At 36.1% G+C, this 18161-nt stretch carries 20 protein-coding genes; 8 read left to right on the forward strand and 12 right to left on the reverse strand.

Features of this window, described 5'->3' with window-relative positions:
• Nucleotides 1-23: 23 nt before the first annotated feature.
• Nucleotides 24-602, reverse strand: coding sequence for a YhcN/YlaJ family sporulation lipoprotein (locus tag MHH71_RS18715; RefSeq protein WP_016112382.1), 579 nt, complete (start codon nt 600-602; stop codon nt 24-26).
• Nucleotides 603-750: 148 nt separating this feature from the next.
• On the opposite strand from MHH71_RS18715, the gene MHH71_RS18720 reads away from it, so the two are divergent.
• Entirely contained in the window at nt 751-1023 is a 273-nt protein-coding gene (locus MHH71_RS18720; RefSeq protein WP_371388589.1) for a YutD family protein, read from the forward strand.
• Between the two features lie 40 nt (nt 1024-1063).
• Here the strand turns inward: MHH71_RS18720 and MHH71_RS18725 are convergent, their stop codons facing one another.
• From MHH71_RS18725 to glpX, 4 genes are all read right to left on the reverse strand, one after another.
• Nucleotides 1064-1579, reverse strand: a complete 516-nt coding sequence (locus MHH71_RS18725; protein ID WP_006096415.1) for a GNAT family N-acetyltransferase — start codon at nt 1577-1579, stop codon at nt 1064-1066.
• Between the two features lie 11 nt (nt 1580-1590).
• Nucleotides 1591-2091 carry a hypothetical protein gene (locus tag MHH71_RS18730; protein ID WP_006096414.1) on the reverse strand — a complete coding sequence of 167 codons (501 nt, stop codon included), beginning with the start codon at nt 2089-2091 and terminating at the stop codon, nt 1591-1593.
• A gap of 375 nt (nt 2092-2466) precedes the next feature.
• Nucleotides 2467-2733, reverse strand: coding sequence for a DUF3055 domain-containing protein (locus tag MHH71_RS18735; protein WP_003208880.1), 267 nt, complete (start codon nt 2731-2733; stop codon nt 2467-2469).
• An 18-nt stretch (nt 2734-2751) separates the two neighbouring features.
• A complete protein-coding gene (gene glpX / locus MHH71_RS18740; protein ID WP_003208882.1) occupies nt 2752-3723 on the reverse strand; it encodes a class II fructose-bisphosphatase in 972 nt (323 codons plus the stop codon).
• Nucleotides 3724-3870: 147 nt separating this feature from the next.
• On the opposite strand from glpX, the gene MHH71_RS18745 reads away from it, so the two are divergent.
• The 3 genes from MHH71_RS18745 to MHH71_RS18755 all read left to right on the forward strand — a co-directional run bounded on the left by MHH71_RS18745 (nt 3871) and on the right by MHH71_RS18755 (nt 5888).
• Entirely contained in the window at nt 3871-4311 is a 441-nt protein-coding gene (locus tag MHH71_RS18745) for a DUF86 domain-containing protein (protein WP_003201498.1), read from the forward strand.
• Between the two features lie 81 nt (nt 4312-4392).
• On the forward strand, nt 4393-5025 hold the full coding sequence (locus tag MHH71_RS18750) for a helix-turn-helix transcriptional regulator (protein ID WP_006096413.1): 633 nt from the start codon (nt 4393-4395) through the stop codon (nt 5023-5025).
• 98 nt (nt 5026-5123) lie between these two features.
• A complete protein-coding gene (locus MHH71_RS18755) occupies nt 5124-5888 on the forward strand; it encodes a TIGR01457 family HAD-type hydrolase (protein WP_003208886.1) in 765 nt (254 codons plus the stop codon).
• 569 nt (nt 5889-6457) lie between these two features.
• Here the strand turns inward: MHH71_RS18755 and MHH71_RS18760 are convergent.
• Entirely contained in the window at nt 6458-7042 is a 585-nt protein-coding gene (locus tag MHH71_RS18760) for an NAD(P)H-dependent oxidoreductase (RefSeq protein WP_006096412.1), read from the reverse strand.
• 259 nt (nt 7043-7301) lie between these two features.
• Here MHH71_RS18760 and MHH71_RS18765 point away from each other — a divergent pair, with 259 nt between their 5' ends.
• The 4 genes from MHH71_RS18765 (at nt 7302) to MHH71_RS18780 (ending at nt 11637) form a co-directional block, all read left to right on the forward strand.
• Complete coding sequence (locus MHH71_RS18765) at nt 7302-8090, forward strand: ABC transporter ATP-binding protein (protein WP_006096411.1); 789 nt, start codon at nt 7302-7304, stop codon at nt 8088-8090.
• Nucleotides 8074-10647, forward strand: coding sequence for an FtsX-like permease family protein (locus MHH71_RS18770; protein ID WP_033799202.1), 2574 nt, complete (start codon nt 8074-8076; stop codon nt 10645-10647). Before MHH71_RS18765 ends, MHH71_RS18770 begins: the two co-directional genes overlap by 17 nt.
• Before the next feature lie 162 nt (nt 10648-10809).
• The gene (locus MHH71_RS18775; RefSeq protein ID WP_006096409.1) at nt 10810-11349 is read left to right on the forward strand and encodes a hypothetical protein; all 540 of its coding nucleotides are present in this window, start codon (nt 10810-10812) and stop codon (nt 11347-11349) included.
• Nucleotides 11350-11373: 24 nt separating this feature from the next.
• Nucleotides 11374-11637: a response regulator transcription factor gene (locus MHH71_RS18780; RefSeq protein ID WP_006096408.1), complete on the forward strand. Its 264-nt coding sequence runs from the start codon at nt 11374-11376 to the stop codon at nt 11635-11637.
• 49 nt (nt 11638-11686) lie between these two features.
• Here MHH71_RS18780 and MHH71_RS18785 read toward each other — a convergent pair whose 3' ends face one another.
• From MHH71_RS18785 to MHH71_RS18810, 6 genes are read right to left on the reverse strand one after another with little or no spacing between them, the layout of a single operon-like run.
• Entirely contained in the window at nt 11687-12982 is a 1296-nt protein-coding gene (locus tag MHH71_RS18785; protein WP_033799201.1) for a helix-turn-helix transcriptional regulator, read from the reverse strand.
• Nucleotides 12979-13647: a vWA domain-containing protein gene (locus MHH71_RS18790; protein WP_006096406.1), complete on the reverse strand. Its 669-nt coding sequence runs from the start codon at nt 13645-13647 to the stop codon at nt 12979-12981. The genes MHH71_RS18785 and MHH71_RS18790 overlap by 4 nt, the downstream gene beginning before the upstream one ends.
• A 60-nt stretch (nt 13648-13707) precedes the next feature.
• The gene (locus tag MHH71_RS18795; protein ID WP_018782862.1) at nt 13708-14520 is read right to left on the reverse strand and encodes an HAD family hydrolase; all 813 of its coding nucleotides are present in this window, start codon (nt 14518-14520) and stop codon (nt 13708-13710) included.
• Nucleotides 14517-15635: a cysteine protease StiP family protein gene (locus MHH71_RS18800; protein ID WP_033799200.1), complete on the reverse strand. Its 1119-nt coding sequence runs from the start codon at nt 15633-15635 to the stop codon at nt 14517-14519. The genes MHH71_RS18795 and MHH71_RS18800 overlap by 4 nt, the downstream gene beginning before the upstream one ends.
• Complete coding sequence (locus tag MHH71_RS18805; RefSeq protein ID WP_033799199.1) at nt 15632-17020, reverse strand: phosphoribosyltransferase family protein; 1389 nt, start codon at nt 17018-17020, stop codon at nt 15632-15634. The genes MHH71_RS18800 and MHH71_RS18805 overlap by 4 nt, the downstream gene beginning before the upstream one ends.
• The gene (locus tag MHH71_RS18810; RefSeq protein ID WP_003201524.1) at nt 16947-18161 is read right to left on the reverse strand and encodes an HpcH/HpaI aldolase/citrate lyase family protein; all 1215 of its coding nucleotides are present in this window, start codon (nt 18159-18161) and stop codon (nt 16947-16949) included. Before MHH71_RS18810 ends, MHH71_RS18805 begins: the two co-directional genes overlap by 74 nt.

An 18161-nucleotide genomic window follows, 5' to 3' on the forward strand; every position in this document is an offset into this window, starting at 1 on the left:
CAAGTGGGCAGCCGCCATCTTTTTTATTTTTTAAGCATGTCATTTAATGTTTGATTCTGCGTATTATTCAAATGCGGATTTTTCCCCATTTCACGTTTTAGCATATCAAGGCTTTGTTCATATTCTTTATTGTTTAATGTACCAGATTGCAGACCTTGAATTTGCGTGATCAATTTTTGGTCTGTTGATACATATGCTTTATAATAGCGAGGAACGATGGATAAAGCTGTTTTATATACTTGATCTGTTACAAGAGCAGGATCGTTTGTTTTTGCTTTGTATACAACAAATACTTCGTCATCGGTCACAAGTGTAGCAGCATTTGTGACATCCGGAAGATTTACTGTCATACTTGTAATCATTTCAGCTACCTTCTCGCGGTTAATGGCACCCACTTGTTTGTTAGATACTTCATGTTTTTGTTTAGAGGAGTATCCGACTCTTGTAAGCTTTGTATTTGTATTTTCTGTATGATACATGTCATTTTTATTGGAGACAAGAACGCGGCTGCCTTTTTCATGTTCCATTTCAGCTTTATTTGTCGAGTAGCAACCTACAAATAAAGAGAGCGTGAGAAGAGAGAGTATCATTTGTTTTTTCAAGATGTATCACCTCCTTCTTCATAGCATTTACTACTTTTCAATTTTTTGTATTTGAAATTGTTGGTTGTTAGGCTTTGTGATACGATAAAAAGAAGAATGCTTAGAAAGGAAGTTAATGATGGAGCAAAAGCAGGAGATTCATGCTACAATGAGCATTAATAATGTTCAATACGAAGTAATTAAAGACTATCGTAACGGTTTTCGTGAAGAAGCATTTAAAGAGCGCTATGCAGAAATTTTAAATAAATATGATTATATCGTTGGTGACTGGGGCTACGATCAACTCAGATTGCGCGGTTTTTTTGATGATAGTAACCAACGTGCGACATATGATACGAAAATTAGTACATTATCGGAGTACTTATACGAGTACTGTAATTTTGGTTGTGCACACTTTGTATTACGAAAAGTGAAGAAGTAAAAAGAATTCCTCTTACGATAGGCGTAAGAGGAATTCTTTTTTAATCAAGTATTTTTTCATAGCAGTTATACCAATTATAGGGCTTTGGTTTACTTGAAAAATAAACGGCGCCCCGGCATATATAATTATTTGTTTCGTATAAACGTAAGGAAACAGGATTACCTGTGAAAGCATCTAAGCGTATCCCGATATAGTTCTTTTGCTGTGCTTCATTTTCCCAAAAGGATAATAGTTCTTTACTATATCCTTTTCCTTGTGCGACTGGATGGATGACAAAAGAGTGGACAATGAGAAAACGTCCTTCCGTTTTTGACCAGTCAATAAGCGTATACTCTGGGGACTGCCATTCATTCAAAATGACGGCACCAACGATTGAATCATCTTTACATAGACAATAGAGTTCATTATTTTCTAAGTGGTAGGAAATTGTTTCTCGCGTCGGATAAGAGTCATCCCATTGGTAAATTTGTTTTTGGAGTAGGTCCGTTTTACACTGCTCATACATATCATCTAACTTATCTAATAGGTTAAGTGTACCTTTTGTTATTTTTAGCATATGTGTCCCCTTTACAAGCAAATTGAAATAAGATCACCTTCAGAAAGCGTTGTATTTGGTTTCATCTTCTGTCCATTCAACTGAATGTGTCCGTTTTTTATTTTGTCTACAATCGCGGTGCGGCTCCAATCTGAAATATACGTAGCGAGTGCTTTATCCATGCGATGAGAGCCAAAAACTGTTTCTAATACAATGGCTAATTCTGTAGTGCCAGCTTCTTTATATTGCATAATCGAGATAGTAGTGATCATCTCACCTTGTTCTTTTTGAAACACATCGATCGTTTCGACATGATCAGAAAAAGACTTATAAATGTGAAGTTTCTTGTTCCACGTATGTCCTTTCGGGCATTTATAAATGGCAAAGCGGTAAATATTTTTTCCGTTTGCGTTATGCCTACGAATGTTCGTATCAGTAAAAAGGGTGGTATGCCCGCAATTTTTACAATGCTTTTCGACTATCGTTTCAAATTCATTTTCATATAAATTCCAAGAAAGTTGTACTTTCTGCATTTTCCTTCACCTCGTTTGATGGTAAAGGAACGTAAGACAGCTATTTGGATGTCTTGCAGTATGAATGGGAAAGAAATAGGCAAAAATAAAAGGAGGTTCTCCCTTAAGAGGAACCTCCGTAAAACATCATACTACAGATGTGCTACGTTCCTTTGTAATGGGAAATGAACAGACTACTCCCTTGACAAAGCACATAGCTTTTTTGAGAGTAATGCTATTCAGTTGCTGATCCATTACAAAGTAAATGTTGGCATACGTAGTAGACGTCCTTTCTTCCAAATAGATTTGTTCATAAGTATAACATAAAAGATTGAAAATTCAAAACTTTGTTATGTATAAAAAACACCAGCTATCAAGGTAGCTGGTGCCATAATATTATATAAGTTCAAATAAGAATGAGCGAAGTTCTTCTGCAATCTCTTCAGAGACAGAAAAAGCGTGCTCTAAGTAGCCAGGTTCGTTTAAATCGTCAGTGCCGATGATTGCAAATTTATTACGCTGCATATCAAGGACAATTGTTTTACCGTAATGGCGATCGGAATATAAAAGCGCTAAATCGTGGCGCTCATTTTCTCCCATAAAGCTAACGAAACGCGTTTTTGTATCGACTGTATCGTCGTAAAGAAAGAAACGTTCTTCCATACTACACAGGCTCCTTTTTTAAATATCTAAGTTTAAGTGAGGCTTATGATCTAAATGGTGATGTGTTTTAATAAAGCGTACTGTTCTTGTTTTGTAGCGCATAACGATAGAATATGTTTCTGCTAAGTCTCCGCCAAGGAATTTCACACCATCTAATAACTCGCCAGCAGATACGCCTGTTGCTGAGAAGATTGCGTCGTCACCAGATACTAAGTCATTTAACATAAGAAGTTGACGAGGGTCTTCTAATCCCATTTTACGGCAACGTGCTTCTTCTTCTTCGTTCATTGGAACTAAGCGTGCTTGCATTTCGCCTTCAAGACATTTTAGTGCTGCTGCAGAGATAACGCCTTCTGGAGCGCCGCCAATACCAACGAATAAGTCAATACCTGTTCCTGGAAGAGCTGTTGCGATTGACGCACCAACATCTCCATCACCGAATAGTTTTACACGTGCACCTTTTGCGCGAACACGGTCAATAATATCTTGATGACGTTCACGTTCTTGGATGATAACCGTTAGGTCACGAATTTTCTTATTGTTTGCTTCTGCTACAATTTCAATTGTTTTTTCAATTGGATCATCTAAGCTAATTTTACCAGCTGCTTTTGGACCAACCGCGATTTTTTCCATGTACATATCCGGAGCATGAAGAAGGTTTCCTTTATCTGCGACTGCAATAACTGCCATTGCATTTGCAAGACCTTTTGCAACGATGTTTGTCCCTTCTAATGGATCAACGGCGATATCTACTTCTGGACCGTTACCTGTTCCTAGTTCTTCACCAATATATAACATTGGTGCTTCATCAAGTTCTCCTTCACCAATTACAACAGTACCTGCCATGTTTACTGAATCAAACATATCACGCATAGCGGTAGTTGCTGCATCATCTGCTTCGTTTTTCTTTCCGCGGCCCATCCATTGTGCGGATGCTAAGGCTGCTGCTTCTGTTACACGGACAATTTCTAATGCGAGTTCACGTTCCAAGGTGACATTCCTCCAATTTCAAAAATCATACAGTTATAACTATAACAAATAAAGCGTGAAAGGTGAATTCGAAAAATTGTCGATTTTTTCAGAAGAAACGGTTACAATTAAAATGTAAATGCTTTAATTTCCAGGTAGGTGACATTCATGTACTTTGTAGACAGAAAAAAAATAGAGCAAATGTTAGCATGTTTAGAACAAGTAGTAGATACATTTCAAGAGAAGCAAGAATATGAAACGGATTTTGAATATTACGCATTAGAGCGTATGTCGCATCTCATCATTGATTGCATACTAGATGTTGGAAATGCAATGATTGATGGATTTATTATGCGTGATCCAGGGAGTTATGAAGATATTATTGATATTTTAATGGACGAAAAAGTCATAAGTGAGGAAGAAGGAAAAGGGATAAAAGAAGTGATTGTTCTTCGGAAAATGCTTATGCAAGATTATATTCAAATGAACCATGAAGAATTATATACAACGATTCAAAAACAAATTGCCGTGGTACAAAAATACCCTGCGAATATTCGCCGTTACTTAGAAAAGGAATTAGGACCTGTATCTGCATTTGTAGCAGAATAAGCGCATGGATAAGATCCCCATTAACCTTTTTGGGGGTCTTTTTTGTCTATGGGAACGGCTCAAAAGGGAGAAGGATGAGAAATGGAGGAAGCACGTACAACGAAGGAAGAAATTGTACAGCTTTTAAAAATAAATGGTGAACAAACAGTTGCATCGTTAGCTGAATCTTTAGAGATTACGGAGATGGCAGTACGTCGTCATTTAAGTAAGCTTGAGAAAGAAAAAATCATTCAGTCGAAAATGGTGCGTCAACATGTGGGAAGGCCAACATATGTATACGACCTAAGTCAAAAAGGAGAAGATTCGTTTCCGAAAGATTATAAGCAATTTGCTTTAGAAGTGTTAGAGGATTTAGAGTCAATCGGTGATGAAACACTTGTTAATGCTATTTTAAAAGCGAGAACGAATCGGATGGAGGAGCAATTACAAAAGCGAATCAGCAGACAAGATAATGTATGGCAGAAGCTTCGGGAAGTTGCTGTTATCCAAGAGAAAAAGGGATATATGGTACAAGTGAAGCAAGAGGGAGAAAACTCGTACATATTACAAAAACAAAATTGTCCATTAAAGGCTGTTGCTGAAAAATATCCACAGCTTTGTTTGGAGGAAGAAAGTATGTATAAGCGGTTGTTTTCTGATGAAAATGTAAAAGCGTTATCAAATATGTGCAATGGTGACTGTCACTGTTCGTATCACATACAAGAGAAAAAATGAACGTTATGGGACGCTTTTAGACAAAGCGTTTTTTTCTTTGGAAAAAGCGGTTAATATAAGAAGGGTATGAACGCTAGACAAAAAGGAGAGACAGATGGATGTATAAAGGCTATTTAATCGACTTAGATGGTACAATGTATCGCGGTGAAGAACAAATTGAAGAAGCAAGCGACTTTGTAAAAGCACTACAGGAGCGCGGCATTCCCTATTTGTTTGTAACGAATAACTCAACGCGTAAACCAGAGCAAGTGGCAGAAAAGCTTGTTCGTTTCGATATTCCAGCTAAACCAGAGCAAGTATTTACAACAAGCATGGCAACAGCAAACTTTATTTATGAGCGTAAACAAGATGCGTCTGTGTATATGATTGGTGAAGAAGGATTACATGACGCACTTGTAGAAAAAGGATTCAAGCTTGTGGATGAAAATCCTGACTTTGTCGTTGTTGGATTAGATCGCGAAATTACATATGAAAAGCTAGCGAAAGCATGTCTTGCAGTACGTAATGGTGCGACATTTATTTCAACAAATGGAGATATTGCCATTCCAACTGAGCGTGGTTTATTACCTGGAAACGGTTCCTTAACATCTGTTGTTACAGTATCAACAGGTGTAGAGCCAATCTTTATCGGAAAACCAGAATCCATTATTATGGAACAAGCACTAAAAGTACTTGGCATGGCGAAAGAAGAAGCGCTAATGGTTGGGGATAACTATGATACTGACATTTTAGCGGGGATAAATGCTGGTATGCATACACTTCTTGTCCACACTGGAGTCACAACTGTGGAGAAGTTAACAGAGTATGACGTGCAGCCAACACAAGTTGTGCATAACTTGACAGAGTGGATTGAGAAGATGTAATAGTGAACAGGCAATCTTTTAGATTGCCTGTTTTTTGCTGAATGAAGGCTGTAATTCGATTTAAGTAGGGATGGGCGTAAGTGTATATTAAAATTACATTCATTGTTTAAATTATAGAAAAAGACCTGCTCACTCATCGTTAATCAACATACAGTAATGTAAATCCGTCAAAATATCCACAGCTTACTGTTTTGAGCACTTACTAAAGTAGGGATTATACAGCTGCTGGGAAGGTGGATTTAGCTGCTGAAAAACACTCACTTGAGTGTCTTTTTTACTTTAATAATATTTTTTATAAATGGATTTGCGAGAAGGGGAAGGGATATGGATCATACGATTACATTCAATTTTGGAATATCCATAGTAATTATTCTATTCGTTTTGTTTGTACTAGCTATATGCGGATGTTAAAAAGACACCCTTTCGAGTGTCTTTTTTTGACTTGAAAACCACATATGTATTAGGACTCCTATCCTATTTACTATTTTACCATGTTTAGTCATATCCGTTATTGAGAAAATTAAATCAGCATGTCACTCTGCGTTAACCTCACTGATGGAAGTTTCATCTTACCCTAATAAACGATTCACTACTTCTTTTACTTCTTCAAGATATTGTTTTCTCGCGCCGTCATCCACAGAAGGGACACTCGTATAGAATGTGTGCTCTAACGTTTCAATTCCTGTAAATTCAAAGATTCCAGCATCAGTTGTTTTCTTCATTGCATCAAACATACCGCTTGCTGTATAAGCTTCTTTTGTATTTCCCATTGTGGATAGTAGCAATCCTTTTTTACTGCTTAGTAACTTTTCAATTCCATTTTCACCATAAGCGTACGCAAAGCTGTGGCTAAATACACGATCAACATATCCTTTTAAGATTGCTGGAAGACCTGCCCACCACACTGGATAAATAAATGTGATGTTATCAGCCCAAGTGATATGTTCTTGTTCTTCTTTAATATCAGCTGGTGTATTTCCTTGAGAAAAGGAAACAAAATCAGAAGCTGCTAATACTGGATTGAAATTTAGTTCATATAAATCGCGAACACGTACTTCATGACCTTTTTCTTCAAGTTCACTTTTTACTGTTTCTAAAATCGCATGATTGAAGCTTTGTGGATTTGGGTGTGCATAAACGATTAGATGTTTCATGTTTATTCCTCCTATTTGTGGATATGTTGATAGTTTTTCTTAAAAAGAAAATATTATTGTAACTATTATGGTTACGAATCGAGGGGGAAATCAAGAAATTCAAATTCTTATTAGAAAATGTGAGATGTGCTATTTTGCGAAGTGTGTTTCAAAATATATTTATATTACAATACAAGTACAGTGTGATAGGAAGATTGGTTTCGCAGCAGAATATATATTTAATATAAAGATAATTAAATGAAAAAAAGGGGTATAAAAAATGAATATCATTGAAATTGAAGGGGTAGAAAAATCATTTGATATTGGTGATAGTAAGGTAAAGATATTAAAGAGGATTAATCTCCAAATCCAAAAAGGTGATTTCGTTTGTATTATGGGAGCGAGTGGGTCGGGGAAAACCACTCTTTTACAGTTGCTTGGAGGATTAGATATTCCGACGACGGGAAGCATTCGAGTAGATGGTACTGAAATTTCATCATTAAAAGAAAAAGAACTCGCGTTGTTTCGGAGGCATAAAATAGGTTTTATTTTTCAGCAGTTTAATTTAATACCAGTATTTAATGCGGAAGAAAATGTGGGATTACCGTTACTGTTAGATAATGTCCCACAGAAGAAGGCGACAACAGCGGCAAAGCGTTTATTAGAGCTTGTTGGTTTAAAAGGGAAAGAACAGCACTTACCATCGCAATTATCAGGTGGCCAGCAGCAAAGGGTTGCCATTGCGAGAGCATTTGCCAATGAACCAGCTATTATATTAGCAGATGAACCGACAGGAGCGTTGGATTCTGAAAATAGCAAAAATATCATTGCGGCTCTTCGTAATGCTTGTGATGAATTGGGGCAAACGGCAGTTGTTGTAACGCATGACCCGTTTGTAGCTGCTCATGCAGATAAAGTTGTTTTCTTACTAGATGGTGAAGTAATTCATGAACATGCCGAAAGTAAAGGATGGAAATTCCGGCATATTCCGCAGCAAGTTACGCACATTCAAGAGATTATGAATCGGCACTTTAAGGTAGGTGATAAGAGCGATGTCTTGGATAATTAAATATGCGGCCAAGTCTATTAGACAGAATTGGCTAAGGAACATGTTAATCGCTCTTGGGGCTGCTTTAGGCGTTATGTTAGCAACAATGTTACTACTAGGAAATCAGTCTGTAGAACAAAGTGTTAAAGAGCAGGTTGTGAGTCGTTATGGTGATTATGATTTGCAACTTGGTTATATTAAAAATGATGTGTATTTAAAAGATAAAAAATTAAAAGAACTGAACGGTCTTGAAAGTGCGGAAAAAATATCAAAAGTACTTATCCCTTATCCGTTACCAAATTATAAAGAGCTTTCTGGCAAACCATCGTATTGGGGCGTGGAACAAGATTCTCCCGATATGCGTTCTTATAAAATTACAGAAGGGCGATATCCGAAAGAAGGGGCGGAAGTAGCACTTACGAAAGGGTATACAGATCGAGAAAATATAAAAGTAGGAGATATGATTCGTCTGCCTTTTCCACCGCATGGTGAAAAAAATGTGAGAGTTGTAGGGATTTTGAATCCACCATTGATGGCAGCAATGGGACATAGTGCGTATTTTCCGATTGCTTGGATGCAAAAGGAATTAAACTTACAAGGTCAATTTAACCTTGTTCAAGTGAAAACATCTGATGCGAATATAAAAAGAATGATCGCTAGTGATGCGAATGAGAAACTTGAAAATATTAAAATAGATCAGCGTACATATGTAGATAAAGCATTAGAAAGATTAAATGTGATGAAGCCATTAGTCTTTAGTTTAGGCGGAATTGCTTTATTTGTTGTAGCGCTTTTGATTATGGGAAGCTTCTTCTTATCTGTAAGAAGTCGCTTTAAACAATGGGCTTTATTACGTGCGATTGGTAGTAATCCAAATCAAGTCATTTTCGTTGTTTTATTAGAAGCATTATGTATTGGAACGATTGGTTCGTTAGTAGGAGTTGTACTTGGTGCTAGCACACATCAGCTCGCAGCTTCTTTTATTAACAAGTGGGTGAATGTAGAAAGTACAGGGCAAGAATCATTTTCTATTTCATTTGAGATTTTATTCATTACATTTTTACTAGGGATTGTCATGTCTGTAATAGGTGCAGCCATACCGGCATTTATGGTAAGAAAAATACCACCAGTTCAAGCTTTAAGACCAGGACTTCCGAGCAATCAAAAGAAAGAACGGAAATGGAGTATCTTCAGTCTTATTGTTTTAATGGCAGGTATCGTAATTGGTTTAAGTGGAACAGTTGTTGAAAAATATATTGGCTTTAATCTAAGTGCGATTGGAGCAATTTTATTTGCAATTGGTTTATTGTTTACAATCCCATTGTTGATTCGTGTGATTACGTCAGTTATCGCTAAACCATTTCAAACGATATTTCGCATTGAGACAACAATTAGTAGCCGAAATGTCATTCGTTATCGTAAAAAGGCAGCTGTTTCAGTCGCAATTCTAGCATTTGGATTTATGTTATCGCTAGTTGGAACGATGTATGTGAATGCGATGTACGAAGGAATGAAGCAAGGATTACAAAAGAATTTACCAGCAGATTTAGTCATTCGTGTTCCAATGGAGTCACAAGGAATTGAAAATATCCCATTTAATTGGCTAGGAAAGATACAAGACGTTGAAGGGGTAAAAGAAATTGTCGGAGCTGCCTCTGATTCCACATCTAAACTTGTAAATTATGACTTTAAAGAAGCAAATCAAGAATGGTACGAATTTATGAAGAAAAATAAATATAATTATGATGCGATGGAAGTTGTGGGTACTGATATTACAGCGTTTCAAAAGGTGACCAAGATGAAAGTTATTTCTGGTCAAAACTTGAGTACTCCATTAAAAGATGGAGAAGGAGTAATTACAAAAGAAACAGCAAAAAATTTAGGGATTAAGCTACATGATACGATTGAAGTGCAAGGGAAAGGGAAGCAAAAACAGTCTATTAAAGTCGTTTCTATTATCGAGAAAAACTTGAGAATGCAAAGTACTTACGTCTTCGTAAATGAACAATGGGCGCGAAATATGTTTCATGTAAAAGGATATGAATCGATTCAAATTATGACAGACTCTAAGGTACCTTTTGAAACAATTAAGAAGAAAGTAACAAAGATAACAAATGGTAAAGATAATATAGAGGTTATAAATAGTACCGATTTATTAAAAGAGCAAGAACAATTGTTATCTCAAATGGTTATGCTCATTCGTTTATTGGTTGTAATTATTTTTGTTATTTCGGGTATTGGCTTAATGAATGCGATTGTGGCAAGCTTACATGAAAGACGTGCTGAGATTAGTATGATTCGTGCCGTAGGAGCTATCCCTAAGCAAATGCGAAGAATTGTGTGGTTAGAAGGTACATTACTCGGTGCGATAGCTGGAATCATAGGAATTGGAGGCGGAGTGATTTTCAGTTATATTGTCTTATCAAGTTTAGAATTAACGGTTATTACAATTCCGTATAATCAAGTGCTATTACTGGCTGCAGCGAGCGTTATACTCGGAACAAGTGCAGCAATGATTGCTTCATCCCAGTTAAGAAAGTTTAAACTAAGTGATACGCTCAAGGAATTATCAGCGTAAGAAAGACCGCTTTTATAGCGGTTTTTTTTGTGAGTTTGGTTAAATCGTTCTATGAAATAATAAAAATTACTTCTGTTTTTTCAGTATTTTTAACTACTATAAATTAACTAACTCCACGTTATAAAGTAATAGTAAGGACTTGAAAGTGGAGGTGATCCATTCATGATTCATAACGAATTATTCATTAGAAACGAACAGGCGGTTAGATTGTATCAGCGTATTATTTCGGACAAACTTTTTTCATTGCATGATAAAGGTGATGGAAAGGTATTGAATGTCCATATTAATATTTTGGCTCAGTTGTTGTATGAAGCATTTAAAGAAATCGATTTAACCAATTCTCCTGTTGTTCCCGTTCTTATTATTTCTAACCCTGTAGCAGTTCAAAGTATTTATGTTCCAGGGATATATACAATGAATTTTGTTTATGATGAGTTCATGTATATTTGTGATGTTGATCGTCTTCAAAATGAGATTGCAACATTAGCAATCGGCTATACAATCCAGCATAGTAGACTTGAGCGATTATTAGATAAAGAGGTAGAAAAAATGCTTCTGTATATGATTAAGAGAATAAAGAAATTTTTGGATATCCACGGTGAGTTAACATGTTCTTTTGAAATTGCTGTTAAGGAAGATGTTTTATTATATGAGAACAATCTATCTCCCGTTTTTTTATGTCAATGGATTGTAAATCGATAGGAGTAGAGGAAGGAGAATGAAAAAATGAGTGTCAGATTAAGTGCAAAAGAAAAAGAAGTAGCCATTCTCGTCTCAAACGGAATGAAGGATAAAGAAATTGCTCAAACGTTGTATATTAGCCGGAGAAGGATAGGGGAGATAATAGCTTCTATTAAAGAAAAATGGAACATTCATCATCGTGTAGAAATTGGAATTCGGGCCTACTATTATGGGCTAATTACGATAGAAATCGCTCCTAGAGAAGAGAATTGTTCACAGAGGATAAAACAGAAGAGTTTTGTTTTTTAATTACAATTTTCGCCCTCTTTGATTGTGTGCAAAGAGGGGAAATGTCATTTTAGAAATTAGTTTGAAAATCTTCTATATCAAGGTCGCATTGTAAGGCGATTTTAAAATATTTTGCTCCTAATTTATAAGCACGTAATTCATAAAAATGATCTCCTAATTCAGTAGCTAGCTTTTTAACCTGTATATATTGTCTGTTACCCATTCCAAAATCAATAATTCTCTGCATTTCTTTCTCGTAGCCCTGATGGTCACCTTGAAGCTTATAGAGATGCGCTTTATATGTATAAATTTCGATATAAACAGAAGGCATATCGTAAGTTTCTAAGATTTTGATGGCTTCCGGCATGACTTTATTGATTTGCTCCCATTCTTTTAAATGTAAGTAAATTTCAATAAGGCTTCGCAATGCGTAAATATTTGACTCTTGCTGATTGATTGCTATATTTATTTTCAAGGAATGCTTGAAGTGTTGAATTGCTGTATCGAATTCTTCTAACCCTTGATATACTCTTCCGTAATTGTAATAAATCATTGCAAAATACATAGCAGGATCGTGAAGTTCTTTTACATATTGTTCAGCTTCTTTTAAGTATTGTAAGGATTCTTCGTATCTTTCTTCGAGATGATATTGTACAGCAATTGTAATAAGCGTATCTGATATGAAAACTTTGTTATTTAACTTGCTATATATTTCATATGCTTTTTTTGAATATTTCCGGCTCACACTTTGGTTTTTAATGAGACGTTGTTTAACTAGGCTCATATTATAGTATAAATTAGCTCTTTGTAAGTTTTCTTCCGTAGTTAATAATTGATTTGCCTGCTCGTAGTATTCATTTGTTTTAATAAAATCTTGTTTCATATAAAAATAATTACCACATGCTATGTAATAATAGGAAAAGTCTTCAGCAAACATTCGATTAGGCTGATTAGGTATTAAATTTATTGCTTGTTGATAAATGGAATCACCTTTTTGGGGTGAACTAGTACGAGCGTAATAATGGAGTAGTACACCAAAAATATGTAAAAGAATTGGGAGTGGATGCATTTCCCGAGTATGTAACTCTAAAAAAGAAATTTCACTTTCAGTCAATTTGTTATTCTCTTTATAGTTTATCGTAATCGCTATTATATCTGCCTCAAAGTCAGTTTTACTTTGCTCTGTGAGATAATCCACACTAATATCCAGTTTGGCTGAAACCTTCTCTAAAAAAGAATGAGAAGGTTTTGCTGTTCCATTTTCAACTCGACTTAAATATGGAATAGAACAAATTCCATTTACTAATTCCCCTTGTGTCATTTCGCGATGTATCCGGATTTGGCGTATCTTTTCTCCTATTTTCAAAGTATCACCTTTTTCTCCTTCGCTCCTTTTATCCACATCGGAAGTTCATTCAACAAATTGTTATACAACGTTTCATCTGTTGTTTTTTCGATATCGCGAATGTAGAAGAAGTTTGCGTTATCAATGAAACGCCCTTCCATTTCGTCAAGCTTTCTAAGAACGTCGAATTTGCCGTTTCCAATTCCAACAAACTGCCAAAAAATAGGTTGGTTAGAAGAGAATACAACCGGTTTTTGAATTCCTTTTTTACAGCCTCCATCGTTAATAAAAATAACAAAGGCAGGCTCTGTGCTTTTTTCTTCAATCGTATATTTTTTTATGATATCTTCCATTACTTGTGGCTCATCATTTCGGCCAAATTTATGAATGGAAGTGTTATTTAAAATATGTTTTTCAACATAACCAGCAAAATCTTTTTCGGTAACGGCTGGTAATCTTGAAAACTCATTATCGTACACCCAAATATCTAATGAACCATCATCATCGAATTGACTTGCTACAGCAAGAACACGTTCAACAACTTCTTGGACAGTACCGTTTTTATAAAGTGTTCGCATAGACCCAGAAATGTCTAATACGAGCGCAACTTTTGCGACAACGCCTGTTAATTTCTTTTTCTCTAATACAACGCGTACTGCTTCTTTTCTTAAAGTAATTGTACTCAAGTATAATCGCTCCTTTTTTTATCATGTAACAAAGATGCCGGTTCTTGAAGTATGTATAGATTACGCAGTAGGAAGAGAACTATGGACCATTTGAAGTGCTTTACTTACAATTTCCTCCGCTGCATATATACCAATTTCATTTGTTCTTACAATATGGGGTAATAAACTCCCCTGTTTTGTTTCAAGTTCACCATGAAGAGGTGCGATTGCATGATTCGCCCTTTCTAACATGCATAGATCAAGTAAGGAATCTCCAGCAGTAATTACGGTTTTTTCCTGAAGTTTTTCTTGTACATACTGAACAGCATCCCATTTGTTCACAGGCTTTGGCACAAAATATAATTTTCTGCCTTGCAATGAATGAGTCCATCCTTGTTTATCGAGCCAAGTGGTGAATGATTGTAATTCGTCGTATGGAATATTGTCACGCTTAATGATGCAGTAGTGAAATAAATCATCAGCTGTTTTTTGTGAAATGACCCATTCTTCATGAGAAATATTTTGAAATTCTGTTAGAACATCTTCTTTTTCCATGCATGCTACTAATCGCTCCGTTTGTATGTTTTCCCAAGTGTCATCTAGCTTACCGTTATGAAGGATATTACCGCCATTGCTTGTAATCGCATATTCCGGAATGACTTCTGTTTGAAATAGTGTAATACGTTGAAACTGTTCAATCGTTCGAGTTGTAACTGGGATGAATTGTGCTTGTAATTGTAGTTGTTTTAATAAAGAAATCGTTTTGTGTGTGATAAAAGAAATCTCTTTCCCATCTAAAGTCTCGATGAGCTTAATATGTTCGTCTTCTATGTTAGCTCGAAATGATTTCCGAGAATAAATGAGCGTTTGATCAAGATCGCTTGCAAAAATCATGAAGACGTCCTCCTTAGAGGTTTAATTATGCCGCAGCACGAATACGTCATATCTTTATAGATTTCTACTGGCACATTTTTTTCTTTTGCTAAAAGTAAAATGTGCTTTAAATCTGGATTGTTTTCGCCCTGGATTAAAATTTTCCATGGTACTCGTCTTAGTAAAACACGCGTTGTTTCTCCAACTCCTGGTTTAATTAAGTTTATATTTTCTATTCCAAAATGCTTTTGAATAGAGGCGATGTCTTGCATACCTTGCCAAGATGGTTCTGTATAGGTAGCAATAATGTGTTCTAGTTGCGTTGTTACGTCAGCGCTAATGGAAGGGAATAACGCTGTGATTTTTTCAATAAAGAAGTTAGATAAATCTTCTGTTTCTCGTTCTCGATAATATTTGGCGCCGTGGAAATCATTTGGACCAATATAAGTTTCATTTAAAACAGTGCGGCTGATTAACCCTGATACGGTCGCGTTTAAACAAGCGCTTGGAATGAGAAAATCTTCTCGTGTTCCATATATAGAAGTACAATGGCCCGGATCAGCAAGCACTGCCATGCAGTCTGAAATATATTCATGATTCTTTTCGTTAAATGTATACACAGATTGGCGTAGTTCTTTTTTTATCGCACCTTTTCCAGTCCAGCCATCAATGAACTGAATGGTTTGATTTGGATGGTGCTTCAAAATATAATGAAGGGCATTTTCATCGATGCCGCGGCCACGAATAATGGAAATACAATAATGCGGCAAGTCGATATTATATTGATAGCGAATGTATCGTTTTATTAAAACACCTATTGGTGTACCGGCCCTCGCTAGTGAAACAAGAACAAGCTTCTTTCCTTTCGTTTTTATAATTTGCTCGGCTATTATACCGGCTGCAATGGCTAGTTTACGTTTGTATTGCTCGAGTGAAGCAAAAAATAAATCCATATAAGGTTTAGATGGTTTATATTCAATTGGAAGCATTTCAGAGTAATGTGTGCCCGATTGAATTGCTCGTTCTCTTTCTTCTGTTACGCTTTCTTCTATGACATCACTAATATCTTTTAATAGAAAAATAGCATCCTCTTTCGCATAACTACCGATAAGCTGTAATGTTTTGGGCTCGGTCATATTTCTTCACCCTCACTTTCTACTAAACTTTTAAATGAAACGATATGAATGAGTGGAATAACTGTTTGTAATTGTGTAAGAAGGGAATGGAAAGCATCTTCCTGTAAATCACGCTCTATAAAAAGAAAGACTTCATCGTAGTCCCCAGGCTGGATATTATAAAAATAACTTGTAACTACTTTATCTTCAGGGCTTTCATAGGAAAAACGACTATGAATAGCGTATTGTACATCACCCGCGTAAGGATGAATAGGACTTCGTGTTGTTGATTGATAGGAAATGTTTTCTCCCATTTCAGCTGCGATTCGCATTGGAAGATACATAAACTCGCCAGTTCCTAAGCAGAGTGTCTGTTGACCTTTTCGATTTTCCCTTAAATCATGACCAATCTTTTTAGCAAAAGAGTGGATACACTTTTGATCATCGGATGAAATGCCAAAACGTCCTGTGTAGTTTATGTAACTGACATCATGGTTTATAGATGTATAAGGTAAAATAGGACATGAAATCATATGTTTTTCTATCTTAGACTCTATTGATTTATAAACTGTCTCATCATGTGAAGAAGAAGTAGTAACAGGACTACCAATTACGTCGATTGAACCGCTTAATAGAGAAATCACATGAATCGTAATATCAAGTTCTTGCTCGAGTTCTGTAAATTGTTTTCGATGCGCATCTGAGCGCCAATCTAATAAAGAAGCAATAATATATTCTTTTCTTGGAAACTTTTCTTGAATAGATCGAATGATATTAAGTGCGGTTTTTCCTGTTGTCATTTCATCATCCACAAGGACGATGGGCTGTTCATTTTGAAAATAGCTTTTGTCCACATAGCAACGATGTGATGTCGCGTGAGAATGTTCCTCTTCGAATGTAATGATAGGATCGATTTGTGAGATCATCTCCCTTGTTGTATGAACATATTTTGCATTTTGAAAACATTGAAACATCGAGTGGCCTAATGCGGTAGCTGTTTCTGCAAATCCGATAAATAATACTTCTTTTTCTAGAGGGAATTGATACTGGAGAATTGCCTCTAGCTCATTATTGGTACTGTCTTTAGAAGAAATCAGGTTAAGAATTTCTTTTTGATATGGATGATTTGTACGATGTAGCACTTCCATATATCTTGCAGCAAGAGCACAGCCTCCAGCTAAAGAGATTGCAGGTAGAACAGGAAGATGTTTTCCTAAAATGGTACTCACAAATAAAAAGCCGCGCCTCTTATTCATTCTTGCGGCCATTTGAAATAGTTGATCTGGTAATAACAAATATGGATTATGTAGCACATCTATATGAACTGTTATTTTATTTAAAATGTGGTACGTGTACGTTTTGTTTTGACTTTTCGGTAAGGAGATCGAAGAAAGTTTGTTGTTCATGTAGCACCCCATAAATATTAGATTTCAGAAGTGTTTTACGCGCCCAATTATAATGTGGCTTCACTTCATTCATTTTGTTAGAAAAGCTGCTTTTCATAACGCCGTTATACGTCTGAGCAGCTTCAAAAACAGCTTTTGCATCTAAATAATCTTCTAGTGTTACAACGTGCAAGGCTTGTACGAGTTTAATGTGAGAAGGGTGAATGACCGTTTTTCCAATTAATCCATTTGCTTGATCGAGCAATACTTCATGAATGAGCCCGTCCTCATAACGATGAAGCATTTCCTCACGCATTGTTACTCCAGCGCTTCCGAATGATTTACGGAACGGTGTTTGCCGAAGCTGTGGTTTTAGTACGCGCTGCCTGTTTCCGAAGTACTCCCACACAGGACCAGATATAACGTATTCATCTGCCTTTCTAGAAAAAATATTAATAATATCAGAAATACAATCACGAATAACAGCAATATCATAGATTGTCGTATCTTTATTTCGGCGAATGCCAAATATGCCAGAAAAGTCGGTGGCACCAATTCGTACGTTCAAAATGAAAGCGCGATAAGAATCTAGGATTGCTTTAATTGCTAGTAACGTATCAATACGAGTTTCTTTATAAATAATTTCAGGAGACTCTAAAATAGGCATCCCGTAAAGTGAAAGTGAATATGTTTCGTTTATATCCTGTAGTTCATGAATGTAAGACATTCCGTTCGCAGGTGTGAATTTAGGAAAGACAAAACCGCTCATACAATGAACGGCGCTACCTAGTTCATGAATGAGTGAACGCATCTGTTTCGGTTCACGAATCCGGATAAAGAGAAGTGGCACGTCTGATGGAAGAAGCCTGTTTGCATCAATCATATGAGCCAGTAGTTGCATTTGTATGACGACATTTTGCTCGGCAAGTTTCACATCTCCATCACTAATGGAATCTTCTAAACAAAGTACGATTGATGTAGCACCTTCGTGCTTTTTCGCGGCAATATCCACTGCGATTGTATCCTTTGTACCAGGTGTGTATAGAGTAGCACCTAATGCGTAAGCCAATTGTTCTTTTGTGATATCTTTGGAAAAGGTTATTGGCTCTTGATAGAAAAGTTTTTTCTTTTCTTCAGAAGACAGATAGGAAAAATGCTTCAA

This window comes from Bacillus sp. FSL H8-0534 (genome assembly GCF_038005885.1).
In the GTDB taxonomy this organism is placed as follows: Bacteria; Bacillota; Bacilli; order Bacillales; family Bacillaceae_G; genus Bacillus_A; species Bacillus_A pseudomycoides.

Excerpts from the sequence above, each read along its gene's own strand:
- MHH71_RS18735 (WP_003208880.1), bottom strand. The coding sequence starts at position 2,733 with ATGGAAGAACGTTTCTTTCTTTACGACGATACAGTCGATACAAAAACG.
- MHH71_RS18720 (WP_371388589.1), top strand. The coding sequence starts at position 751 with ATGAGCATTAATAATGTTCAATACGAAGTAATTAAAGACTATCGTAAC.
- MHH71_RS18775 (WP_006096409.1), top strand. The coding sequence starts at position 10,810 with ATGATTCATAACGAATTATTCATTAGAAACGAACAGGCGGTTAGATTG.
- MHH71_RS18725 (WP_006096415.1), bottom strand. The coding sequence starts at position 1,579 with ATGCTAAAAATAACAAAAGGTACACTTAACCTATTAGATAAGTTAGAT.
- MHH71_RS18760 (WP_006096412.1), bottom strand. The coding sequence starts at position 7,042 with ATGAAACATCTAATCGTTTATGCACACCCAAATCCACAAAGCTTCAAT.
- MHH71_RS18795 (WP_018782862.1), bottom strand. The coding sequence starts at position 14,520 with ATGATTTTTGCAAGCGATCTTGATCAAACGCTCATTTATTCTCGGAAA.
- MHH71_RS18750 (WP_006096413.1), top strand. The coding sequence starts at position 4,393 with ATGGAGGAAGCACGTACAACGAAGGAAGAAATTGTACAGCTTTTAAAA.
- MHH71_RS18780 (WP_006096408.1), top strand. The coding sequence starts at position 11,374 with ATGAGTGTCAGATTAAGTGCAAAAGAAAAAGAAGTAGCCATTCTCGTC.
- MHH71_RS18730 (WP_006096414.1), bottom strand. The coding sequence starts at position 2,091 with ATGCAGAAAGTACAACTTTCTTGGAATTTATATGAAAATGAATTTGAA.
- MHH71_RS18805 (WP_033799199.1), bottom strand. The coding sequence starts at position 17,020 with ATGAACAACAAACTTTCTTCGATCTCCTTACCGAAAAGTCAAAACAAA.
- MHH71_RS18770 (WP_033799202.1), top strand. The coding sequence starts at position 8,074 with ATGTCTTGGATAATTAAATATGCGGCCAAGTCTATTAGACAGAATTGG.
- MHH71_RS18755 (WP_003208886.1), top strand. The coding sequence starts at position 5,124 with ATGTATAAAGGCTATTTAATCGACTTAGATGGTACAATGTATCGCGGT.
- MHH71_RS18800 (WP_033799200.1), bottom strand. The coding sequence starts at position 15,635 with ATGACCGAGCCCAAAACATTACAGCTTATCGGTAGTTATGCGAAAGAG.
- MHH71_RS18765 (WP_006096411.1), top strand. The coding sequence starts at position 7,302 with ATGAATATCATTGAAATTGAAGGGGTAGAAAAATCATTTGATATTGGT.
- MHH71_RS18745 (WP_003201498.1), top strand. The coding sequence starts at position 3,871 with ATGTACTTTGTAGACAGAAAAAAAATAGAGCAAATGTTAGCATGTTTA.